The organism is Polynucleobacter parvulilacunae (assembly GCF_018881715.1).
GTDB classification, from domain to species: Bacteria; Pseudomonadota; Gammaproteobacteria; order Burkholderiales; family Burkholderiaceae; genus Polynucleobacter; species Polynucleobacter parvulilacunae.
Map to the genome: position 1 here is coordinate 977229 of NZ_JACVPW010000001.1, position 19837 is coordinate 997065.

The 19837-nt window shown below is 46.5% G+C and carries 18 protein-coding genes and 1 tRNA gene; 10 read left to right on the forward strand and 9 right to left on the reverse strand.

The window, feature by feature from the left end; all coding sequences use genetic code 11:
* Positions 1-38 precede the first annotated feature (38 nt).
* The 4 genes from ICN18_RS05180 to ICN18_RS05195 form a co-directional block, all read right to left on the reverse strand.
* The gene (locus ICN18_RS05180) at positions 39-767 is read right to left on the reverse strand and encodes a phosphoadenylyl-sulfate reductase (protein ID WP_216189378.1); all 729 of its coding nucleotides are present in this window, start codon (positions 765-767) and stop codon (positions 39-41) included.
* Positions 764-1558: a sulfite exporter TauE/SafE family protein gene (locus tag ICN18_RS05185; protein ID WP_216189379.1), complete on the reverse strand. Its 795-nt coding sequence runs from the start codon at positions 1556-1558 to the stop codon at positions 764-766. The genes ICN18_RS05180 and ICN18_RS05185 overlap by 4 nt, the downstream gene beginning before the upstream one ends.
* 15 nt (positions 1559-1573) lie before the next feature.
* Positions 1574-1738 (reverse strand): hypothetical protein, encoded by a 165-nt coding sequence (locus ICN18_RS05190; protein WP_215360502.1) that lies wholly within the window; start codon positions 1736-1738, stop codon positions 1574-1576.
* A gap of 112 nt (positions 1739-1850) precedes the next feature.
* Positions 1851-2627 carry a ferredoxin--NADP reductase gene (locus tag ICN18_RS05195; protein WP_216189380.1) on the reverse strand — a complete coding sequence of 259 codons (777 nt, stop codon included), beginning with the start codon at positions 2625-2627 and terminating at the stop codon, positions 1851-1853.
* A gap of 168 nt (positions 2628-2795) precedes the next feature.
* Between ICN18_RS05195 and ICN18_RS05200 the strand changes: the two genes are divergently transcribed.
* Together ICN18_RS05200 and cysK are read left to right on the forward strand one after the other, a co-directional pair.
* Positions 2796-3272, forward strand: a complete 477-nt coding sequence (locus ICN18_RS05200; RefSeq protein WP_216189381.1) for a disulfide bond formation protein B — start codon at positions 2796-2798, stop codon at positions 3270-3272.
* Positions 3273-3378: 106 nt separating this feature from the next.
* The gene (gene cysK, locus ICN18_RS05205; RefSeq protein WP_216189382.1) at positions 3379-4350 is read left to right on the forward strand and encodes a cysteine synthase A; all 972 of its coding nucleotides are present in this window, start codon (positions 3379-3381) and stop codon (positions 4348-4350) included.
* 83 nt (positions 4351-4433) lie between these two features.
* On the opposite strand, the gene lysS is transcribed toward cysK, so the two are convergent.
* From lysS to ICN18_RS05225, 4 genes are all read right to left on the reverse strand, one after another.
* The gene (gene lysS, locus ICN18_RS05210) at positions 4434-5984 is read right to left on the reverse strand and encodes a lysine--tRNA ligase (protein ID WP_216189383.1); all 1551 of its coding nucleotides are present in this window, start codon (positions 5982-5984) and stop codon (positions 4434-4436) included.
* A gap of 33 nt (positions 5985-6017) precedes the next feature.
* A protein-coding gene (gene prfB / locus ICN18_RS05215; protein WP_216189384.1) for a peptide chain release factor 2 occupies positions 6018-7122 on the reverse strand; the annotation gives its coding sequence in 2 pieces (ribosomal slippage) (positions 6018-7049 and positions 7051-7122; 1104 coding nt in all).
* A 45-nt stretch (positions 7123-7167) separates the two neighbouring features.
* Entirely contained in the window at positions 7168-8928 is a 1761-nt protein-coding gene (gene recJ, locus ICN18_RS05220) for a single-stranded-DNA-specific exonuclease RecJ (RefSeq protein ID WP_216189385.1), read from the reverse strand.
* A gap of 7 nt (positions 8929-8935) precedes the next feature.
* Entirely contained in the window at positions 8936-9895 is a 960-nt protein-coding gene (locus ICN18_RS05225) for a hypothetical protein (protein WP_255532072.1), read from the reverse strand.
* Between the two features lie 67 nt (positions 9896-9962).
* Here ICN18_RS05225 and ICN18_RS05230 point away from each other — a divergent pair, with 67 nt between their 5' ends.
* From ICN18_RS05230 to ICN18_RS05250, 5 genes are all read left to right on the forward strand, one after another.
* Positions 9963-11225, forward strand: coding sequence for a lipoprotein-releasing ABC transporter permease subunit (locus ICN18_RS05230; RefSeq protein ID WP_215359503.1), 1263 nt, complete (start codon positions 9963-9965; stop codon positions 11223-11225).
* On the forward strand, positions 11218-11928 hold the full coding sequence (locus tag ICN18_RS05235) for an ABC transporter ATP-binding protein (protein ID WP_216189387.1): 711 nt from the start codon (positions 11218-11220) through the stop codon (positions 11926-11928). Before ICN18_RS05230 ends, ICN18_RS05235 begins: the two co-directional genes overlap by 8 nt.
* Positions 11929-11939: 11 nt before the next feature.
* The gene (locus tag ICN18_RS05240) at positions 11940-12776 is read left to right on the forward strand and encodes a TatD family hydrolase (RefSeq protein ID WP_216189486.1); all 837 of its coding nucleotides are present in this window, start codon (positions 11940-11942) and stop codon (positions 12774-12776) included.
* Between the two features lie 106 nt (positions 12777-12882).
* Positions 12883-15255 carry a DNA internalization-related competence protein ComEC/Rec2 gene (locus ICN18_RS05245; protein WP_439650807.1) on the forward strand — a complete coding sequence of 791 codons (2373 nt, stop codon included), beginning with the start codon at positions 12883-12885 and terminating at the stop codon, positions 15253-15255.
* Between the two features lie 23 nt (positions 15256-15278).
* Positions 15279-15650 (forward strand): glycine zipper family protein, encoded by a 372-nt coding sequence (locus tag ICN18_RS05250; protein ID WP_216189389.1) that lies wholly within the window; start codon positions 15279-15281, stop codon positions 15648-15650.
* A 99-nt stretch (positions 15651-15749) separates the two neighbouring features.
* Here ICN18_RS05250 and ICN18_RS05255 read toward each other — a convergent pair.
* Positions 15750-15826, reverse strand: a tRNA-Met gene (locus tag ICN18_RS05255).
* Positions 15827-16083: 257 nt separating this feature from the next.
* On the opposite strand from ICN18_RS05255, the gene ICN18_RS05260 reads away from it, so the two are divergent.
* The 3 genes from ICN18_RS05260 to radA are packed head-to-tail and all read left to right on the forward strand — an operon-like array spanning position 16084 to position 19835.
* Positions 16084-17925, forward strand: coding sequence for a potassium transporter Kup (locus ICN18_RS05260; protein ID WP_439650816.1), 1842 nt, complete (start codon positions 16084-16086; stop codon positions 17923-17925).
* 44 nt (positions 17926-17969) lie between these two features.
* A complete protein-coding gene (locus tag ICN18_RS05265; RefSeq protein WP_255532073.1) occupies positions 17970-18431 on the forward strand; it encodes a hypothetical protein in 462 nt (153 codons plus the stop codon).
* A gap of 39 nt (positions 18432-18470) precedes the next feature.
* The gene (radA, locus tag ICN18_RS05270) at positions 18471-19835 is read left to right on the forward strand and encodes a DNA repair protein RadA (RefSeq protein ID WP_068322465.1); all 1365 of its coding nucleotides are present in this window, start codon (positions 18471-18473) and stop codon (positions 19833-19835) included.
* Positions 19836-19837 lie beyond the last annotated feature (2 nt).

A 19837-nucleotide genomic window follows, 5' to 3' on the forward strand; every position in this document is an offset into this window, starting at 1 on the left:
GTAAGTTATTTCTACTAAGTTTTGATATTGAATTCGAATTATTTATTTACGTGTAAGCCACATTCTTTGCTATCGCTTTGCAACCACCACCAGCGACCAGCGCGAATGTCCTCACCCTTCTTCACCTGACGGGTGCAGGGCTCACAGCCAATGCTGGGGTAGCCCTTAAGGTGCAGAGGATGAATAGGAACGTTTTCTTGTTTGATATAAGCCCAGATATCAGCTTCAGTCCAATCGAACAGGGGGTTGAATTTGGCGATACCTCTTGCATCATCCAACTCTTCTAAATTGAGTTCGGTACGTGTAGTAGATTGTTCTCGACGCTGGCCGGTGAGCCATGCATCCGCGCCAAGTAATGCGGCATTAAGCGGTTTAATCTTGCGCGCGCCACAACAAGCCTTCTTGGGCTCTTCACCATCGTAAAAACCATTCATGCCATATTGCTCAATAAAAGCTTGAACATCGCCTTCTTGAGGGTAGATCTTTTCAATCGAAACGCTATAGCGATCTTCAGTAGTCTTCACCATATCTACAGTCTCTTGGTGTAAGCGACCGGTAGCCAATGTAAATAACTTAATCTTGGCGCCAGCCTTAGCAATAGCATCGGTAATCACCATGTCTTCTGCAGCGAGGCTGGTTGCAAAGCGGACATCAGCAAAACGCCTGGAAATATTGGCTAAACGCTGCTTTAAAAGGGTAGACTTTTCGGCAAGCTCCGCAGGAGTAAGGGTGCTTAATGGAATGGACCAAAATTCTGGAGTAATCATGATGAAACTAACTTGATTCCAACCAAAAATAGGGTTACGGCAAGGGTATTTCTAGTTGTTCGCTCTGAAAGAGTGCTTGAGAGTCTTGCGCCCAGCCAGATGGCGGGAACGGATCCCAGCAAGAGGCCAAATAGCAAGTCAAAGTGAACATTACCAAGCCACCAATGCCCTATTCCAGCAAGAGCAGTAAGAGGAACGGCATAGGCAATATCGGTACCGGCCACTTCTGCAGGTTTTAGATGTGGATACAGAATCAATATCAAGGTTGCGCCAATTGCACCTGCACCGATTGAGGATACTGTTACTAGAACGCCAATTACAGCGCCTACAACAATGGTTGCTGCTTTTAAGTTTGAGCCGCTGGGTAAAAAATTTGGGTTTGCTTGAACCCATTTCAAGATCTTTGCTCTAAACAGTAACGAAACAGCAGTTAATAGAACGGAAACGCCAATGGAGATGCTAATAAAGTGATTAAAGTTTTTTGAAACGGGGCCAATGATCTTTAGCGCCAAGATAGAAATAATGGCAGTAGTAATACTGCCAATGCAAAGTAATTTGACGATATCCCAGCGTACGTTCCCATGTAGGCGGTGTGCTGCAGTACCAAAGCCTTTTGTAATAGCGGCAAATGCCAAATCAGTTCCGACCGCCGTTGTTGGAGCGACGCCAAAAATAATTGTTAACAAAGGAGTCATCAACGATCCTCCGCCAACACCTGTCATTCCAACCAGCAAACCCACTAAGGCGCCAGAAATAATAAATTGGGAGGAGTCTTGAAAAAATTGCAACATGATCTATATCCCTAATTAGGCGAATGACTGCTCAAACTCTTCGAGTTTGATGGCGTTCATGAGGAATAGAATTTGACGCTGAAAGCTTTTGCGTTCTGCGACTTTTTCGTGGGGGAGTCGGTCATGCTCACGCAATAATTGGGTGATTACAGGGTTGTAATGCTCTCGAACGGGGGACATCAAAATTCCTTGGTAAATATCTCGTTAAGGAGAATTTACCAAGCCGCCTATATATCCACAAGGAATATATAGCGATATCTAAATGACTTTTAGGTATATAGATCTAAACTGATTATTTTTCAACGAAAGCGCGTTCAAAGACGTAGTCACCCATTTGACCAAGGCTTGGTGAGACTTTGAAGCCTTTGGCATCAAGCATCTCAGAGGTTTCTTTGAGCATAGAAGGGCTACCGCAAATCATGGCGCGATCCACTGATGGATCAAGCGGTGGCAAGCCAATATCTTTAAAGAGTTGACCAGATTCAATCGCAGTAGTGAGGCGGCCGGTGTGCTTGAAAGCCTCACGTGTCACTGTTGGGTAATAGATGAGTTTTTCACGAATGAGCTCGCCCAAGAATTCATCTTGAGTGAGTTCATCACGAATGTAATCTGCATAAGCTAACTCGCTTACTAGACGCACTCCATGAATCAACACAACCTTCTCGAACTTTTCATAAGTCTCTGGATCACGAATGATGCTCATAAAGGGGGCTAGGCCAGTACCGGTACTAAACAAGTAAAGATGCTTACCTGGATTTAAGTCATCCAACACCAGGGTGCCAACAGACTTCTCGCTGACGAGAATCGGATCGCCAACCTGAATCTTCTGCAGGCGTGAAGTTAAAGGACCGTCTTGAACCTTGATGCTTAAAAACTCGAGATGCTCTTCATAGTTTGGGCTAGCAACGCTATAAGCACGAACCAATGGCTTGCCTTCAACTTCAAGACCAATCATCAAGAAGTGACCGCTACGAAAGCGTAAGCCTTTGTTGCGAGTAGTAGTAAAGCTAAATAGTGTGTCGTTCCAGTGGTGAACGGTGAGGACTGTTTCAGTGTTGTATGCGGCCATAAAAGCGTATTAATTAGGTGATAGCAAAAGGGTGATTATCCCATTCTTAGGGCGCTAAATTGAGGCTAATCCCTCAAAAAATAGGACTCTGTAGTGATATAGATCAGACTTTTAGTAATAAAGAAGCGACTTACTAGCTCAGTTATGCCTATTAGCTATCATCTAGATATGAAAAAAAGCCATTACTTACTTTTATCGCTTCTAAGCTTTGGCTTGGTGGCGTTTGCTGTTGTTCTACAGCAGGTAGGGTATCAGGGGGTCAGTTTTTTGCCATGCCCACTCTGTGTTTTGCAAAGAGTGGGTTATTTAGGTGTCGCTATTTCATGTCTTTTAGCTGCCGGCATTCCTCCGTTGAGAAAGTGGTTTCATGGTCTGGCAATATTGGCTGCTGGATATGGGGTGGCAGTAGCCGGGCATCATGTTTGGCTTTTATCTCATCCAAGTGGATCTTGTGGAATAGACCCTTTAGAAACCAGGATTAATCAGTTTCAATTTGTACAAAACCTACCTTGGTTATTTAAGGCAGATGGCTTATGTTCTGCAAAGCTCCCAGCTATTTTGGGTCTGCAAGTTCCGGAATGGTCCTTGTTATGGTTTGTAGCGCTCATACTAGTATTGTTGGTAACTTTAATTAGGAAGCCCTAATCCATAGAAGCTTAGATTGTTAGTAAATAACAATTACACCTTTTACAAGTCCCGCCTTAACCCATAAGATCTCTATCAAACCCATTTTTTGCACTAAGGAATATTGATGACTTACTTTGCTGATAACTCACTAACCATTGGTAAGACACCATTGGTGCGTCTTAACCGTGCAACCGACGGTGCAAAGGCGACCGTTCTGGCCAAGATTGAAGGCCGCAATCCTGCTTATTCGGTTAAGTGCCGTATTGGCGTTGCGATGATTAATGACGCTCAAGAAAAAGGGCTCTTAGGTCCTGGTAAAGAGCTTGTTGAGCCTACTAGTGGTAATACCGGTATTGCTTTGGCCTTCGTGGCGGCAGCTCGTGGTATCCCGCTGACGCTCACCATGCCGGAGACTATGAGTATGGAGCGTCGTAAGTTACTCACGGCTTTGGGCGCCAAGATTGTGTTGACCGAAGGTCCTAAGGGTATGAATGGCGCAGTTGCTAAAGCGAAAGAGATAGCTGAATCTGACTCTAAATATGTTTTGCTTCAGCAATTTAGTAATCCATCCAATCCGGCGATTCATGAGAAAACTACTGGTCCAGAAATTTGGGAAGACACCGATGGCAAGATTGATGTGTTTGTTGCCGGCGTAGGAACTGGTGGAACAATCTCTGGTGTTGCTCGTTACATTAAGAACGTTAAGAAAAAGAATATTGAAGTGGTTGCAGTTGAGCCAACTACTAGTCCTGTGATTACACAGAAGTTAAATGGCGAAGAAATTAAACCTGCCCCACATAAGATTCAAGGTATTGGCGCTGGGTTTATTCCAGATAACCTCGATTTATCGGTGGTGGATAAGGTGGAGCAAGTCAGTAACGAAGAAGCAATTGAGTTTGCCCGCCGTATTGCCAAGGAAGAGGGTATTTTGGTGGGCATTTCCTGTGGTGCAGCTGCTGCAGTAGCGGTACGTCTGGCTAAGAAGCCTGAGTACGCTGGAAAAACCATCGTGGTGGTTCTACCTGATACTGCTGAGCGTTACTTGAGCTCTGCCTTATTCGAGGGCGTGTTCGATGAAAAAGGTTTGCCAGCATAAGCGCCGTTATAAGCACAGCTGCTTTTAAATAGGTTGGCAATAAAAAAGGCACCCTAGGGTGCCTTTTATTATTTCGAGAATGCTTACTCTTCTTCGCGACGCAAATGCGGAAAGAGAATCACATCACGAATGTTGGGTGCATCAGTAAGTAGCATTACTAAGCGATCGATACCAATGCCGCAGCCGCCAGTTGGAGGCATGCCGTACTCGAGGGCGCGGATGAAGTCATGGTCAAAGTACATCGCTTCTTCGTCGCCTGCTTCTTTTTGCTCTACTTGCTTGCGGAAGCGATTTGCTTGATCTTCTGCATCGTTTAACTCTGAGAAACCATTAGCGATTTCGCGACCGGTGATAAAGAGCTCAAAACGCTCAGTAATGCCGGGGCGGGTATCGGACTCTCTAGCGAGTGGGCTGACTTCGATTGGGTAATCAATGATGTAAGTTGGCTCCCACAGATGTTCTTCAGCAACCAATTCAAATAGGGCGAGTTGGAGTGCGCCAATGCCCGCATTCTTCAAGGTTGGGGTATCTGGATTTTCGCCACCCTTTTTCAATTCAGTGCGAATGAAGTTGATGTCATCCAATTGAGCGGCTTCATAGCTCTTGCCTGACTGACCGCAGTACTTGAGGATTGCCTCTGTAATAGTCAAACGCTGGAATGGTTTGCTCAGATCGAGTTCGCGACCTTGATGTGTCAATACCGCAGTACCTTGGGCATCAATAGCTGCCGCACGAATCAAGCCTTCTGTGAAATCCATTAACCAACGGTAGTCGGTATATGCCGCATAGAACTCCATCATTGTGAATTCTGGATTATGACGTGGGCTTACACCTTCGTTGCGGAAGTTGCGATTGATTTCAAAGACACGCTCAAAACCGCCAACCACTAAACGTTTGAGATAGAGCTCAGGAGCAATACGCAGGAACATTTGCATGTCGAGTGCATTGTGATGGGTAATAAATGGCTTGGCTGCTGCGCCACCAGGAATCGGATGGAGCATCGGTGTTTCCACTTCCATGAAGTCGGCATCCAACATATGGCGACGTAAGGATGCGATTGCATTACTACGTGCCTTGAAGGTATTGCGACTTTCTGGATTAACAATGAGGTCCACATAGCGCTGACGATACTTAGTCTCTAAGTCTGATAGACCGTGGAACTTATCTGGCAATGGGCGCAATGACTTACTAAGGAGGCGCAAGTTGCTGCATTCAACAGACAGCTCGCCTTTATTGGTCTTGAACAGGTTACCTTCAGCAGAGATAAAGTCACCCATATCCCAATGCTTAAAGGCGCCATGCACATCAGCACCGCTAAGTTCGTCATTGATGTAGAACTGAATCTGGCCACTACGGTCTTGAATGGTTGCGAAGCTTGCTTTACCCATCACACGCTTAAGTACCATACGTCCAGCTACTTTGACGTGAACTTTCTTGGCGGCTAATTCTTCTTTAGTAAGACTGTCATAGTGAGCATGTAAATCTGCTGCCAAATGTGTTGGCACAAAATCATTTGGGAATGCGACTCCGCCAGCACGAAGCTTGGCAAGTTTTTCACGGCGCTCTGCAATGATGTGATTCTCATCAACTACTTCAGTAGCTGGGGCTGTGTCTAAATTGGTTTTATCGTTCATATCTATTGTGGTGCAGTAATGGGTGTGAGGTTATTACACGCCTTGTTTCAGGCTAGCTTCAATAAAGGCATCGAGATCGCCATCCAATACTTTTTGGGTATTCGAAATCTCAACGTTAGTGCGTAAATCTTTAATACGGCTTTGATCCAATACATAGGAGCGGATTTGATGACCCCAGCCCACATCAGTCTTGCTGGCTTCTAGTTTGTCCTGCTCAGCGCGACGCTTTTGCATCTCGTGTTCGTAGAGACGTGACTTAAGCATGCTCATCGCTTCAGCGCGGTTACGGTGTTGACTACGGTCATTCTGACACTGCACCACAATCCCAGTGGGGATGTGGGTTAAACGAACTGCAGAGTCGGTTTTGTTAATGTGCTGACCACCCGCACCAGAGGCGCGGTAGGTGTCAGTGCGGATATCAGCGGGATTAACGTCGATCTCAATTGAGTCATCAATCTCTGGGTAGACGTAGATAGAGGCAAATGAAGTATGGCGTCCATTTGAAGAGTCAAAAGGTGATTTACGTACTAAGCGGTGCACACCAGTTTCTGAGCGGAGGTGGCCGTAAGCATATTCACCATCCACTTTAATGGTTGCACTCTTAATGCCAGCAACGTCACCATCAGATTCTTCAAGAATTTCAGTTTTATAGCCTTTGCGTTCGCAATACTTGAGGTATTGACGATAGAGCATGCTGGCCCAGTCGCAGGCTTCAGTACCACCAGCGCCTGCTTGAATATCAATAAAGCAATTGCAAGAGTCCATCTCATTGTGGAACATGCGGCGGAACTCGAGGTCGCCAACAATCTTGCTGTAGTTCTCAACATCCTGCTCGATAGCAGCGATTGTTTCAAAATCGCTTTCTTCTTTAGCCATGTCAAACAGCTCAAGAGCGCTAGTAATGTTGGCATTGAGATCAGTAAGAGTGGCAACTACGCCATCGAGCAATTTCTTTTCTTTGCCGAGTGCTTGTGCTTTCTTTTGATCATCCCAAATCGTGGGATCTTCCAGAATTGAATTAACTTCAGTAAGGCGACGTGACTTTACTTCGAAGTCAAAGATACCCCCGAAGAGCTTGCTCACGAGTGAGCAGGTCGGACAAGGTATTTGAAATAGTGTTTAGTTGTTCAGCTTCCATCCCCTAATTATAAGGGGGTTATTGTCCCGAACCCTTGGGCGCTGCTCAGTTGCCAGGACCCTCATCATGGGCTTCAATCATTAGCTGCACGCGGGCTTGACCTTGGTAGCGGTCAGTCACAAGGCGGTAGGCCAGCCTGGCTTTGGCGGGCAGGCTTTGTGTGCGGTTAAACCAAACAGCGGTGATTGGTTTATTGCTTGTTTTGAGCTCAGAGTCGCCGATCGGGCGGACCATGAGACGCAAATGCTTTTCTTTCATGAGGCTTTGCTGGGCAATCTCAAATTCCCCATAGAAAACCGGCTGAGGGAAGCCTTGGCCCCAGATTTCTTCGGCTAGTAAGTCACCAATTTCAGGGGTAAATTCAGAAAGCTCCAATGCGCCGTCGTGAGCATGGCGACGTTCAAGTAATTCATTTGTGAGTAGACTGCTCGCTACTTCCTGAAAGCAGGCATCAAACTTTTCAAAGTCGCTCTTTCGAATTGTTAAACCCGCAGCCATTGCATGACCACCAAACTTCAAAATGAGTCCAGGCTCGCGCTTTGAAACAAGGTCTAATGCATCTCTTAAATGAAAGCCAGTAAGCGAACGACCAGAGCCTCGCAATTCTTCGCCCGTGCTGCCATCGGCAGGCGCAAACACAATTGCGGGGCGATTAAAACGTTCCTTTAAGCGTGAAGCAACAATACCGACGACTCCTTGATGCCACTCTGGATTCCATAAGCAAATACTGGTGCGCTCTGCCATAGTGCCCGCTAATTGATCTTCAGCAAGATGAGAGAGGGCGGTTTCTTGCATACCCGTTTCAATTACTCGACGCTCACGATTAATGCGATCGAGCTCATGCGCGAGATTGATCGCTTCATCAGTGTTATCGGTAAGGAGGAGGCGAATGCCTAAGGTCATATCCGCTAGACGCCCAGCAGCATTGAGTCTGGGGCCAATTGCAAAACCTAAGTCAAATGTATTGGCCTTGCGTGGATCTCGGGTTGCCGCCTGAAACAGCGCTTGAATGCCGGGCTGTGAGATACCTGCGCGAATGCGTTTTAAACCATTGGAAACTAATACGCGATTATTGCGATCGAGTTGAGCAACGTCCGCAACTGTTCCTAAAGCAACGAGGTCGAGAAGATTTTCTACCTTAGGCTGAGTCTCATTAGTGAACTTCCCACGCTTACGAAGTTCAGCACGCAATGCAACGAGCATATAAAACATCACACCAACGCCAGCAAGTGCTTTACTGGTAAAGCTGCAACCCGGTTGATTGGGGTTAACAATTGCTAAAGCCTTGGGTAAGTTATCTCCGGGCAGGTGATGGTCGGTCACAATGACTTCCATTCCTAACTCACGGGCGCGATCAACACCAGCTTCACTAGCAATGCCGTTATCTACGGTAATGAGGTATTTCGGCTTGGGGTTTTGTTGTGCAGCTAGCTCCACTACCTCTGGCGTCAGACCATAGCCCATCGTGAAGCGGTTTGGAACTAGAAACTGAATTGGGGTCTCAGGCCCGCCCAGCATGCGTAAGCCCCGTACGCCAACGGCGCAGGCAGTCGCACCATCGCAGTCGTAGTCCGCAACGATGAGCATCGGCTCTTTTTTCTCAAGGATGTCGGCAAGTAAAGAGGCAGTACTAATGCAATTCTTGAGCTCAACAGGTGAAAGTAGTTGCTTTAAATCAAGCGAGAGTTCTTCAGGAGATTGCAGGCCCCTTGCGGCATAGAGTCGAGCTAGCAATGGATGTAAACCACTCTGCGCTAGCCAGGTGGAAGTGCGTTCCGAAAAGGGGCGTTGAGAGAATAGACTCATAGGAAACTCATGCTTGAGTAATTGCTTTCCAAGTTAGCGGCTCTGCTTTTTTCCAGAAGGCCCAAGATTTCTTGGAAAGGTCTTTAGCGGTAAATATTCGCTCGCGCACTTTACCTTTTGGAAAATCGATGATGACTACTTCATCTAACTGTTTATCAAACAGGGCTGCGCTTAATTGTGGCCAAATATTTTGTGCTTGATCAAGCCAAGCAAAAGCGCCAGCTAGATCTTTCTCATCTAAGGCGGCTTGATGAGCAATTCCTAGTAGCCTTGCCAGCCCAGCAATTAAGGGGTTCTGACTAATTAAGCGCTGCGATTTCTTCAGTGCATCAGGAGCTTGAACATCATTGAGTTTGCCAATGCCGCTAATCCAGATCGAGTTAATGCTGGGCATTCCACGCTGCTCGCGTTCTTCATTGACGGGACCAATGTGCCAAAGCATTTGGATTTCATTTTGAAGTTTGCGCCATCGTTTGGCGATACCTTCTTCTTTAGAATCGCGTGGCATCCACCAGTCAATATTACGACCATGGGCTTGATCAACGCTGTAACTTTCTAAGCTCGCAAAAGGTCCTGCAGGAATAAACCAATAGTGTTGATTCTGAAATAAAACAACACTCTGAAAATCTTCTTCGATAAAAGGAAGGGCTGCGCTAAGAAGTTCGGATGACTCTTTTTCCGTCAGATCAATCTGACTTTGCCCCATCAAAATGAGGTGATCACGTGTGGCATGCAGATGAACTGGCTGTAGGCAGGCAATTATTTCATTTGGGTTGACTGCTAGATTGGATTGCCCCAGAAGTAAGACGGGGGCAAGCGGCGCCTTTTCTCCCAGCAGAAAACGTTCATGAGGAAGCCCTTGCTGAGGACTATCTCTGGTTTCAAGCTCATCTAAGGCATCTTCCCCAGATAGCATCAGGGTAAAGCGGCGCGGCAAAGCTCTAGAAGGGGTGGAATTGACAGTCATTCCCCTGATTTTAGGTGGCATTTGGGTATTCCGCCCGCATGCCTGTGCGATTCACTAAACTGTGAGTATGTTGAGACTTCCTATTGAGCTAGAAATTGGCCTGCGCTACACCCGATCTAAGCGTCGCAAGACGGTAGGTAAACGCGATGGCTTTCTTTCCTTCATTTCTGGTATTTCCACTGCGGGCATCGCTTTAGGCGTTGCCTCGCTAATTGTGGTGCTTTCTGTCATGAATGGCTTTCAGAAGGAGGTACGTGATCGCATGTTGTCCGTCCTTTCTCATGTGGAAATCATTTCTCCAGATGGGTTGGTAAATTGGGAGCCGCTGGCACTGAAAGTGGCGCAGCAACCACACGTCGTTGGTGTAGCACCAATGGTGAGTTCACAAGGTTTGTTAAGTCGCGACAACATGATGCGTGGCGTATCTATTCGGGGCATCTTGCCAAGTGAGGAAGGCAGGGTTTCCGATCTGCCTAAACAATTTGTTGCGGGAAGTATTGAGGACTTGAAGCCTGGAAGCTTTGGTGTTGCCCTAGGAGCACAACTTGCGGCGATTGTTGGCGCACACGTTGGCGATCGCATTAACTTGATTGTTCCTGAAAGTGACTTAACGCCAGCGGGTGCAATGCCGCGTATGCGTACGCTTCAGGTAGTGGGCATTGTCGATAGCGGTCATTATGAATACGACAGTTCTTTAGCCATCATGCATTGGAAAGATGCTGCAGCCTTACTACGTTTGCGTGACCCGTCTGGCCTACGTGTCAAGGTGGATGATATGCAGCGGGCCCCTGAGGTTGCTAATGAGTTAGCGGCAATTGTTCCTCAGGCACTTTGGGTGACTGATTGGTCAAGATCTAACCGCAATTGGTTTGCAGCTGTTCAGACCGAAAAGAAAATGATGTTCATCATTTTGACTTTGATTATTGCGGTGGCCGCTTTTAACTTGGTCTCTACCTTAGTGATGACAGTCAATGAGAAACAGGCTGACATAGCGATTCTGAGAACAATGGGTGCGAGCCCTGGACTCATTCAGAGAATATTTTTAATTCAGGGGCTGGCAATTGGTTTATTAGGTTCTTTAGCTGGAGTGCTGCTGGGTTTATTGATTGCACTCAACATTGATGTGATTGTTCCAGTGATTGAAGCGATCTTCCGTGTGCAGTTTTTGCCACGTGAGGTGTATTTCATTAGTGAGCTGCCATCCGACGTGAGGGCAAATGACGTGCTGACAGTAGGTTTAATGGCTTTTGGCCTCTCAGTATTAGCTACGCTGTATCCAAGTCGTCGTGCCGCTAAGGTGCAACCAGCGGAGGCCTTGCGCTATGAATAACTTAGATACGAATAATTTAGATAAGTTAGTGCTTAAGGCCAGAGGCCTTGCTAAGACTTATGGTCAAGGACCTACTGCGGTTGAGGTTCTGAAAGCGATTGATTTGGATGTAGCTCCCTCAGAAAAGGTGGCTATTGTTGGGTCATCTGGATCCGGCAAGAGCACCTTACTTCATTTATTAGGCGGCCTAGATAGTCCAAGCGCTGGTTCAGTCATTTTGGCTGGCTCTAATTTGAGTGACTTGCCAGTCAAAAAATTGGATCAATTACGCAACCATAGTCTTGGCTTTATTTATCAATTTCATCACCTCTTGGATGAATTTAGTGCCGCAGAAAATGTAGCATTGCCTTTACGTATCCGTGGCCTCAGTAATGATGAGTCTATGGACCGGGCTAGCAAGATGCTCAAAGCAGTTGGCCTAGCTGCACGCGAATTACATACGCCTGGCGAGCTCTCTGGCGGAGAGCGTCAGCGTGTTGCGGTAGCCCGCGCCTTAGTTGGTAATCCAGCTTGCGTTCTAGCGGATGAGCCAACAGGTAACCTCGATACTGAAACTGCTGATGGTGTATTTGATTTAATGCTTGATATCGCTCGTGATCAAGGTACCGCCTTTGTGATCGTGACGCATGATCCAATTCGCGCTAAACGTTGTGATCGTATTTTGCATTTAGAGCGTGGAGTATTAAAGATATTTTCAGCATGAGTGGACATCCCATGTGGATCGATACCCATTGCCATCTAGATGCTCCTGAGTTTGAAGGCTCGCTGGATGCAGTTATCCAAAGAGCTTCAGATAAGTACGTCAAGGCTATTCTGTTGCCGGCTGTAAAAGCGGCAGACTGCGCTTCCGTCAAAGCACTATCTCATCAATACAGTCAGCAAATTCCTGGCCTGGTCTACACCCTCGGAATACATCCGCTATATACCAATCAAGTACAAGAAGGTGACATCCAAATTCTGGAGAATCATATTATTGATTCACTTTCTGACTCTCGCTTTGTTGGTGTTGGTGAAATTGGTCTAGATTATTTTGTAGAAGACTTAGATCCCCAGCGGCAAGAATACTTTTTCAATGCGCAATTAGATTTGGCCCAGAAATACCAGCTACCCGTAATCTTGCATGTTCGTAGATCGCAAGATGCTATTCTGAAAGCGTTGCGTCGTCGTAATATCCCCAGTGGAATAGCGCATGCTTTTAATGGCAGCTTTCAGCAGGCAGAGCAATTTATCGAGCTTGGTTTTAAGTTAGGCTTTGGTGGTGCAGCGACTTATGAGCGTGCGCTGCAAATCCGTAGGCTACTTAAAGAGTTGCCGCTCGATAGCATCGTTACCGAAACAGATTCGCCGGATATCCCGCCAGCATGGCTCAGGGGAGAAGGCATCGCTTTTAATGAGCCTGCTTTTCTACCTCGGGTTGTCAAGGAGCTTGCCTTAGTGCGAGGCATTAGTGATGCTGAGTTTTCAGCTGCTGTATGGCGCAATGCCATGCAAGTATTGCCGCGTTGGTCTGCATTATGCGCAGACATTCCTAGCCACAACCTAGCCCCTTAATTCATTGCGCTTAGCTATTGCGGCGTTTATCGCCGGGGGATCGCTCCTTTTCTTTTTGCCGAAAGTTCCCAAATATTGGTTATATGTCTGCATAGCTACAGCTGTAGTGTGTTTATTCACAATTTGTTTTTCTCGTAACTATGGCATTGCTAAAAAACTGGCAATCATTGGCTTGCTGTTTACGATGGGCTTTGCATGGAATGCGCGCTATGCCGAAAATCGCTTGGAAAATATTCTTGCCGAAGATTTGGAGGGTAAAGAGGTAACGCTTGAGGGAAGGGTTGCTGCTTTACCCCAAAGCAATTCTTCTGGTGCCAAGTTTGCATTTGAGGTGGATCGTGCTAGCGCGGGTAGAGAAAATCTTGATCGCTTTCCAAAGCGTATTTACTTAAGTTGGCAGCCCGCCTGGAGAAATCCTCAAGACATTCCCGAAGTCATTCCTGGTCAGCGTTGGAGGTTTAAGGCAAAGCTCAAGCGACCCTATGGCTCTCTAAACCCTTATACGTTTGATTTTGAGCGCTGGTCTTTTCATCAAGACTTTGGCGCTAGTGGTTCAGTCCGATCGGGTGAGTTATTGGTCGATAGAGAGATTGCTTGGGATGAGTTTGAATTGCGTATGGAGCTTTCGCGCTGGCACTTACGTAAAAAGATACGGTCAATGTTGTCGGAGGATGCGAGATATGTAGGCGTATTGATTGCATTGGTGATGGGGGATCAAAATGCGATTAATCAAGATGACTGGCAAGTATTTAATGCAACAGGAATTGGACATCTCATTTCAATATCGGGACTACATGTAACCATGTTGGCAGGTATTGGTGCTTCATTAGCTGCTTTTATTTGGCGTAGGCGAACATGGCCCCTCATTGCGCCAGTGAGTAAGGTGGCGGCGGTATCGGGATTTGCGACAGCATTTATTTATGCGTGGTTAGCGGGTTTTCAGATTCCGGCACAAAGAACCATGTATATGGTTGGCGTGGTGGCATTTGCTTTGTGGACTGGCAGAAATCCAAGATCTTTTGATATTTGGTGGTGGGCCCTGGCTTTTGTATTGGTGATTGATCCAATGGCCCCTTATACGCCAGGCTTTTGGTTATCTTTTGGCGCAGTGGCTGCCATCCTTTATGCCATGGGCGACTCCTCTGGCTTATTAGGCATCCCCAATGGGAAAGAGCTGGAAGTGCATTGGATGCAGCGCATGTCCCATGCTTTGCGAGAGGCATGCCGTGTACAAACCGTTGTTACATTGGCATTATTACCGTTTACTTTATTTTGGTTTTATCAAGTCTCCATTGTTTCGCCATTGGCTAATGCATTTGCTATTCCGCTTGTGAGTTACATCGTGACGCCGCTCGCAATCGCTGGTGCCTTGCTCCCTGAATTTATTGGCCGTTGGTTGTTATTGCCAGCTCATGCATCCATGGAGTATCTGGCTGCCATCCTGGAGTGGATGGCGGGCTGGAGTTGGTCGGTAATTTGGTCAAGGCAACCAGCGTGGTGGATGCTAGTGATATCTGGATGTGGAATTGTTTATGCCATTCGTCCTGGTGATATTGCTGAAACATGGAAGTGGAGATTGCTTGCCATCACCTTATCAGCGCCTTTATTTGTTTTGCCAACTCAATTCAATTCACCTCTTAATCAAGGGGAATTTAGAGCGATTGTTTTGGATATTGGACAAGGTACTGCAGTACTTATTGAAACTGCCAATAGAAGATTGCTCTATGACACGGGGCCCATTCAAGGCAAGAAAGATGATGCAGGGCAACGAGTGATTCTTCCCTATTTGCGTGGACGAGGAATCGATCGAATTGATCGCATGGTGATTAGTCATAGTGACGGCGATCACATTGGCGGTGCTGCAAGCTTGCTAAAACAGATTCAGTTTGATTCCATGATGGGTTCATTACCCAGTGCCAATCCGCTGCTCCAGAATTTGCAAGCAAGGAAAATACCTGCTATCCCATGTCGTTTTGGCCAACGCTGGGAGTGGGATGGTGTGGAATTTGTAATTTGGCATCCCCATGAAGAAACTGTGTTTACCGATCAATACCCTGGCAAACCTAACGAGATGAGTTGCGTACTTGAGGTGCGCAATCAGCAAAGCTCTCTTTGGTTAACAGGCGATGTTGAGAGGCGGGGTGAAGCTGAAATTACTGAGCGCTTAGATGAAAAAATGTTGCAAGAAATTGGCGCCAGGGAGTTGATTTTTATGGCACCACATCATGGCAGCAAAACATCCTCTTCCTTAGCGCTTCTAAAGCAGCTGGAGCCCAATCAGGCATTTGCCCAAAATGGCTATCGTAATCGCTATGGCCATCCACATCCAGATGTGACGGCACGTTATCGAGGTCTTGGAATTCCGTTTTATCAAACTCCTCAAACAGGCGCACAGACCTGGCTATTTAAAAATAATGCAAAGTCTTCGACACAGTTTTTGAGGCATGATATAAAACGACTATGGCATCGTTTGATGTGAAATTGAAGAAAAGGATTCTGCAAATGAATAAGCTACTTACTCTATGTTCTCTAGTTGTTGCCATCACAGTTGGCTGCGCCGGTGCGAACGTGCGCCCCCTCGTGGATATGAAAGGTGTTAATGAGGCTGCATATGAAAAAGATTTAAGTGAGTGCCAGGCTTATGCCCAGCAACAATCGGGCATGGGTGAGACTGCTGCTAAGGGTGCTGGTGCTGGAGCAGTGGTGGGTGGCCTGTTGGGCCTTGTCACTGGCGGGAATAAAACGGGCATTGTGCAGGCCGCTGGTGCAGGTGCCGTGATTGGCGGTGCTGGTGGTGCTTTTACCGGTAATCAAGCACAAGAGGCTGTTGTAAAGAGGTGTTTGAGTGGTCGTGGATATAGGGTTTTGAACTAAACCCGCCCGGAAATAGCTAAAAAGCCCGAGAAATCGGGCTTTTTTAATGCCCAGAAAAGCAAAAAGCCCTTAAAGATTAAGGGCTTAGTACGTAATTCTTGGTTGCGGGGGCAGGATTTGAACCTACGACCTTCGGGTTATGAGCCCGACGAGCTGCCAGACTGCTCCACCCCGCGTCTGAAGCTTAAATTCTACCATTTTTTGGGGGTCTCTGTCGAGGTATTCGTGCAAATAACGCATAAATAAGGCGTTTTATTGAAGAAATTCTCGTTTTAATGAGTACCGGCAAGGAGTAACATATTGCCACGCAACATCACGTTAAGGCTTATTAATGTCAGTTAGCAATCCAGAATTTTCAGAGTCATCCTTACTAAGGCCCGTAGAGATTTCTCGAGAGGACCATCCGCATAAGAAGGGTGCCTCTATCTCCCTGATGTTTGCCGCTATCGGCGTAGTCTTTGGCGACATTGGTACCAGCCCTCTATATGCTTTAAAAGAATGTTTTAGCCCTGAGCATGGCATCCCCTTTTCTCCTGATGCAGTTTATGGCGTGATCTCAATGGTGTTTTGGGCTTTTGCGATTGTGGTGTCACTAAAGTATGTCTTGTTTGTGATGCGCGCAAACAATCATGGCGAGGGCGGTATTTTGGCTCTGATGGCGCTTGCATTAAGAACAGCGCCTGCAAATTCAAAGCGTTCCTTGTTGATCATCATGGCCGGCGTATTCGGCGCATGCATGTTCTACGGCGACGCGATCATCACCCCTGCGATTTCAGTTTTATCTGCGGTTGAGGGTCTTGAGGTGATATCAAGTGACTTAACGCGTTATGTCATACCAATTACGATTTTTATTTTAGTCATTCTCTTTTTTATTCAGAAGACAGGTACCGATCTAGTAGGAAAGCTCTTTGGCCCAATCATGATGGTCTGGTTTATTGCTATCGGGCTCATGGGCGTGCATCAAGTTATTCAGAACCCTGCTATTTTTGCAGCGATTAATCCACTATTTGCTATTCAATTCTTGATTGAACATTCCTTGCAGGGCTTTATTGTTTTGGGCGCAGTCTTCTTGGTGTTGACTGGTGCTGAAGCTCTGTATGCTGATATGGGTCACTTTGGACTTAAGCCAATACGTATGGGCTGGTTTTTTATTGTGATGCCTTGTTTGCTCTTGAACTATTTCGGTCAGGGTGCAATGTTCTTAAGCAACCCTGAAACCATCACCAATCCATTCTTCTTGATGGTGCCCGAATTCTTAGTATTCCCCTTGGTGATATTGGCTACAGCTGCAACGGTTATTGCCTCTCAAGCAGTGATCTCAGGTGCTTTTTCAATGACGAGCCAAGCAATTTTATTGGGCTTTGTACCGCGTATGAAGATTCGCCATACATCTGATAGAGAAATTGGCCAGATCTATATGCCGCTTGTGAATTGGGTGCTGTTGGTTCTCGTTATCGCCGTTGTTTTAGCATTTAAAAAGTCTGAAAACCTGGCGGCTGCCTATGGTATCGCGGTTACTACCACCATGATTGTGACTACATTCTTGGCGGCAATCGTCATGCGTGTGGTGTGGCGCTGGAATACTCTCTTTGTAACCTTGGTAATAAGCGCATTCTTGATTGTGGACTTGGCTTTCTTGACGGCTAATCTTTTAAAGATCATGGAAGGTGGATGGTTCCCATTACTTTTGGGTGCTGTTTGCTTCATGTTCTTAATGACTTGGTTCCAAGGCCGCAAGATACTGCGTCAAAATGCCATGAACAATGGTATTGAGCTAAAGAGTTTTATCGATTCATTGATGCTGCATCCTCCGCATCGCGTAGAGGGCACAGCCATATTCTTAACGGCACACGTAGATTATTTGCCGGTCTCATTCCTGCATAACCTAAAACATAACCATGTACTCCATGAGAGGGTATTTTTCTTAAAGGTCAGTATTTGGGACGTGCCTTACGTAAAAGATAGTGAGCGCATCACTTTGCGCGACCTAGGTAATGGTATTTATGTGGTTCGTGCTGTATATGGATTTAATGAAACCCCAGATATGGGACAGATTATTGAGTTGATTGAGAAGTCATCCGATCTAAAGTTTGATTTGATGAATACCTCCTTCTTCTTATCGCGTGACACGATTGTTTCTACCGAGATTCCGGGGATGGCCTTGTGGCGTGAAAAATTATTCTGCTGGATGTATCAAAATGCAGGACGTCAGTCGGACTTCTTCAAGATTCCTACAAATCGCTTGGTTGAATTGGGTGCAAAGGTCGAGATTTGAGAAATAGTCTCTCTCTTCGCTCAAAGATATTCATTTCAATATTTTTGTTTGTCACTTCCTTGAGTGGGATTGCGTTAGCTACCCCCGCGGAAGAGGCTGAGCTTGAGCAATTAGATAGGATTGAGCAAGAGTTAGAGCTTCAGCGCGAGTGGTCTAAGTATCGCTGGGGTAAGGCATCTTCTGAGTGCTACCAAAACTATTGGGTTAATAGTTGCATTAAGGATGCGCGAGCCCAATATCGAAAAGAAATTGATCCTATTCGCGAGCAAGAGGTGGCTTTGCATGAAGTGCAGCGAAAACTACGTGAAAGCCTCAAGAATCAAGAAGACATTAAGCGTGCTGCTGAGCGGGCGTCCCCAGAGAAGGCGGCTGAACGAGCCGCCAATCAAGCTGAGTATGAACAAAAGCAAAAAGATGCAGCAGCGAGAGCGGCTGACTTAGAACAGCGTCGTAAGGATGCTCCTAAGCGTGCACAAGAAAACAAAGCGGGCACACAGCTCGATTAATTTTTCTCCAATTTACTTTTATATTTAATTAGGCAATCCTTGGCTAAAGTCAAAACGGTTTATATCTGCCAGTCCTGTGGCGGCACTTCTGCTAAATGGCAGGGACAGTGCCCGTCTTGTCAGGCTTGGAATACCTTAGAAGAGGGTTTGCCTGAAACCACTTCCAATGCTCGTTTCCAGGGCTTGGCGCAATCCCTACCAAGACAAAAGTTATCTGCGATTACTGCAGAGGATTTACCTAGATTTAGTACGGGTGTTGAAGAGTTTGATCGGGTGCTCGGTGGGGGCTTGGTGCCGGGTGGTGTTGTGTTGCTCGGCGGCGATCCCGGTATTGGTAAATCCACATTGCTATTGCAGGCCTTGGCTGAGATGAGCGCTGCTGGCATGAACGTGCTCTATAGCAGCGGTGAAGAGTCTGCTGCGCAAATTGCATTACGTGCAAAACGGATTGCATTGGATGCCCCGCAACTTGAAGTGCTAGCAGAGATCCAATTAGAAAAGCTCATTTCTATTATGGATACCGTCAAGCCACAAGTATTGGTAGTGGATTCGATCCAGACTTTGTATTCAGAAGTATTGAGTTCCGCTCCGGGCTCAGTGGCTCAGGTGCGTGAATGCGCTGCGCAATTAACTAGGGCTGCAAAATCCAGCGGGATCTGTGTGCTGATGGTTGGTCACGTTACTAAAGATGGTCATCTAGCTGGTCCTCGAGTGCTTGAGCATATCGTCGATACCGTTTTGTATTTTGAAGGTGATACCCATTCTTCTTTCCGTCTAGTGCGCTCCATTAAGAATCGCTTTGGTGCAGTCAATGAGTTAGGTGTATTTGCGATGACCGAGAAAGGTCTTCGTGGCGTTACTAATCCTTCCGCAATATTCTTATCGCAGCATGAGCAAATGGTTCCAGGTGCTTGTGTACTGGTTACACAAGAAGGCAGCAGACCACTCTTAGTTGAAATCCAGGCGCTTGTCGATACAGCGCATGTTCCGAATCCTCGTCGCTTAGCAGTTGGTTTGGAGCAAGCGCGTCTAGCAATGCTCTTGGCTGTTTTGCACCGCCATGCTGGCGTCGCTTGTTTTGATCAAGATGTTTTCTTGAATGCCGTTGGTGGTGTCAAAATTTCTGAGCCTGCTGCTGACTTAGCTGTTTTGCTAGCCATACAGTCTTCAATTCGTAATCGTGCACTGCCAAAAGAATTAATTGTCTTTGGTGAGGTTGGTTTGGCTGGTGAAATTCGTCCTTGTCCGCGCGGTCAAGAGCGCTTGAAAGAGGCGGCTAAGTTGGGCTTTACTGTGGCAATCATTCCGAAGGCAAATATGCCCAAGACCAAGATTCCAGGGTTGAAAGTAATTCCGGTGGAACGTATCGATCAAGCCATTGCTGCTGCTGCAGAACTTAGTTAAGT

Excerpts from the sequence above, each read along its gene's own strand:
- ICN18_RS05180 (WP_216189378.1), bottom strand. The coding sequence starts at position 767 with ATGATTACTCCAGAATTTTGGTCCATTCCATTAAGCACCCTTACTCCT.
- ICN18_RS05185 (WP_216189379.1), bottom strand. The coding sequence starts at position 1,558 with ATGTTGCAATTTTTTCAAGACTCCTCCCAATTTATTATTTCTGGCGCC.
- ICN18_RS05190 (WP_215360502.1), bottom strand. The coding sequence starts at position 1,738 with ATGTCCCCCGTTCGAGAGCATTACAACCCTGTAATCACCCAATTATTG.
- ICN18_RS05195 (WP_216189380.1), bottom strand. The coding sequence starts at position 2,627 with ATGGCCGCATACAACACTGAAACAGTCCTCACCGTTCACCACTGGAAC.
- ICN18_RS05200 (WP_216189381.1), top strand. The coding sequence starts at position 2,796 with ATGAAAAAAAGCCATTACTTACTTTTATCGCTTCTAAGCTTTGGCTTG.
- cysK (WP_216189382.1), top strand. The coding sequence starts at position 3,379 with ATGACTTACTTTGCTGATAACTCACTAACCATTGGTAAGACACCATTG.
- lysS (WP_216189383.1), bottom strand. The coding sequence starts at position 5,984 with ATGAACGATAAAACCAATTTAGACACAGCCCCAGCTACTGAAGTAGTT.
- recJ (WP_216189385.1), bottom strand. The coding sequence starts at position 8,928 with ATGAGTCTATTCTCTCAACGCCCCTTTTCGGAACGCACTTCCACCTGG.
- ICN18_RS05225 (WP_255532072.1), bottom strand. The coding sequence starts at position 9,895 with ATGACTGTCAATTCCACCCCTTCTAGAGCTTTGCCGCGCCGCTTTACC.
- ICN18_RS05230 (WP_215359503.1), top strand. The coding sequence starts at position 9,963 with ATGTTGAGACTTCCTATTGAGCTAGAAATTGGCCTGCGCTACACCCGA.
- ICN18_RS05235 (WP_216189387.1), top strand. The coding sequence starts at position 11,218 with ATGAATAACTTAGATACGAATAATTTAGATAAGTTAGTGCTTAAGGCC.
- ICN18_RS05240 (WP_216189486.1), top strand. The coding sequence starts at position 11,940 with ATGTGGATCGATACCCATTGCCATCTAGATGCTCCTGAGTTTGAAGGC.
- ICN18_RS05250 (WP_216189389.1), top strand. The coding sequence starts at position 15,279 with ATGAATAAGCTACTTACTCTATGTTCTCTAGTTGTTGCCATCACAGTT.
- ICN18_RS05260 (WP_439650816.1), top strand. The coding sequence starts at position 16,084 with ATGTTTGCCGCTATCGGCGTAGTCTTTGGCGACATTGGTACCAGCCCT.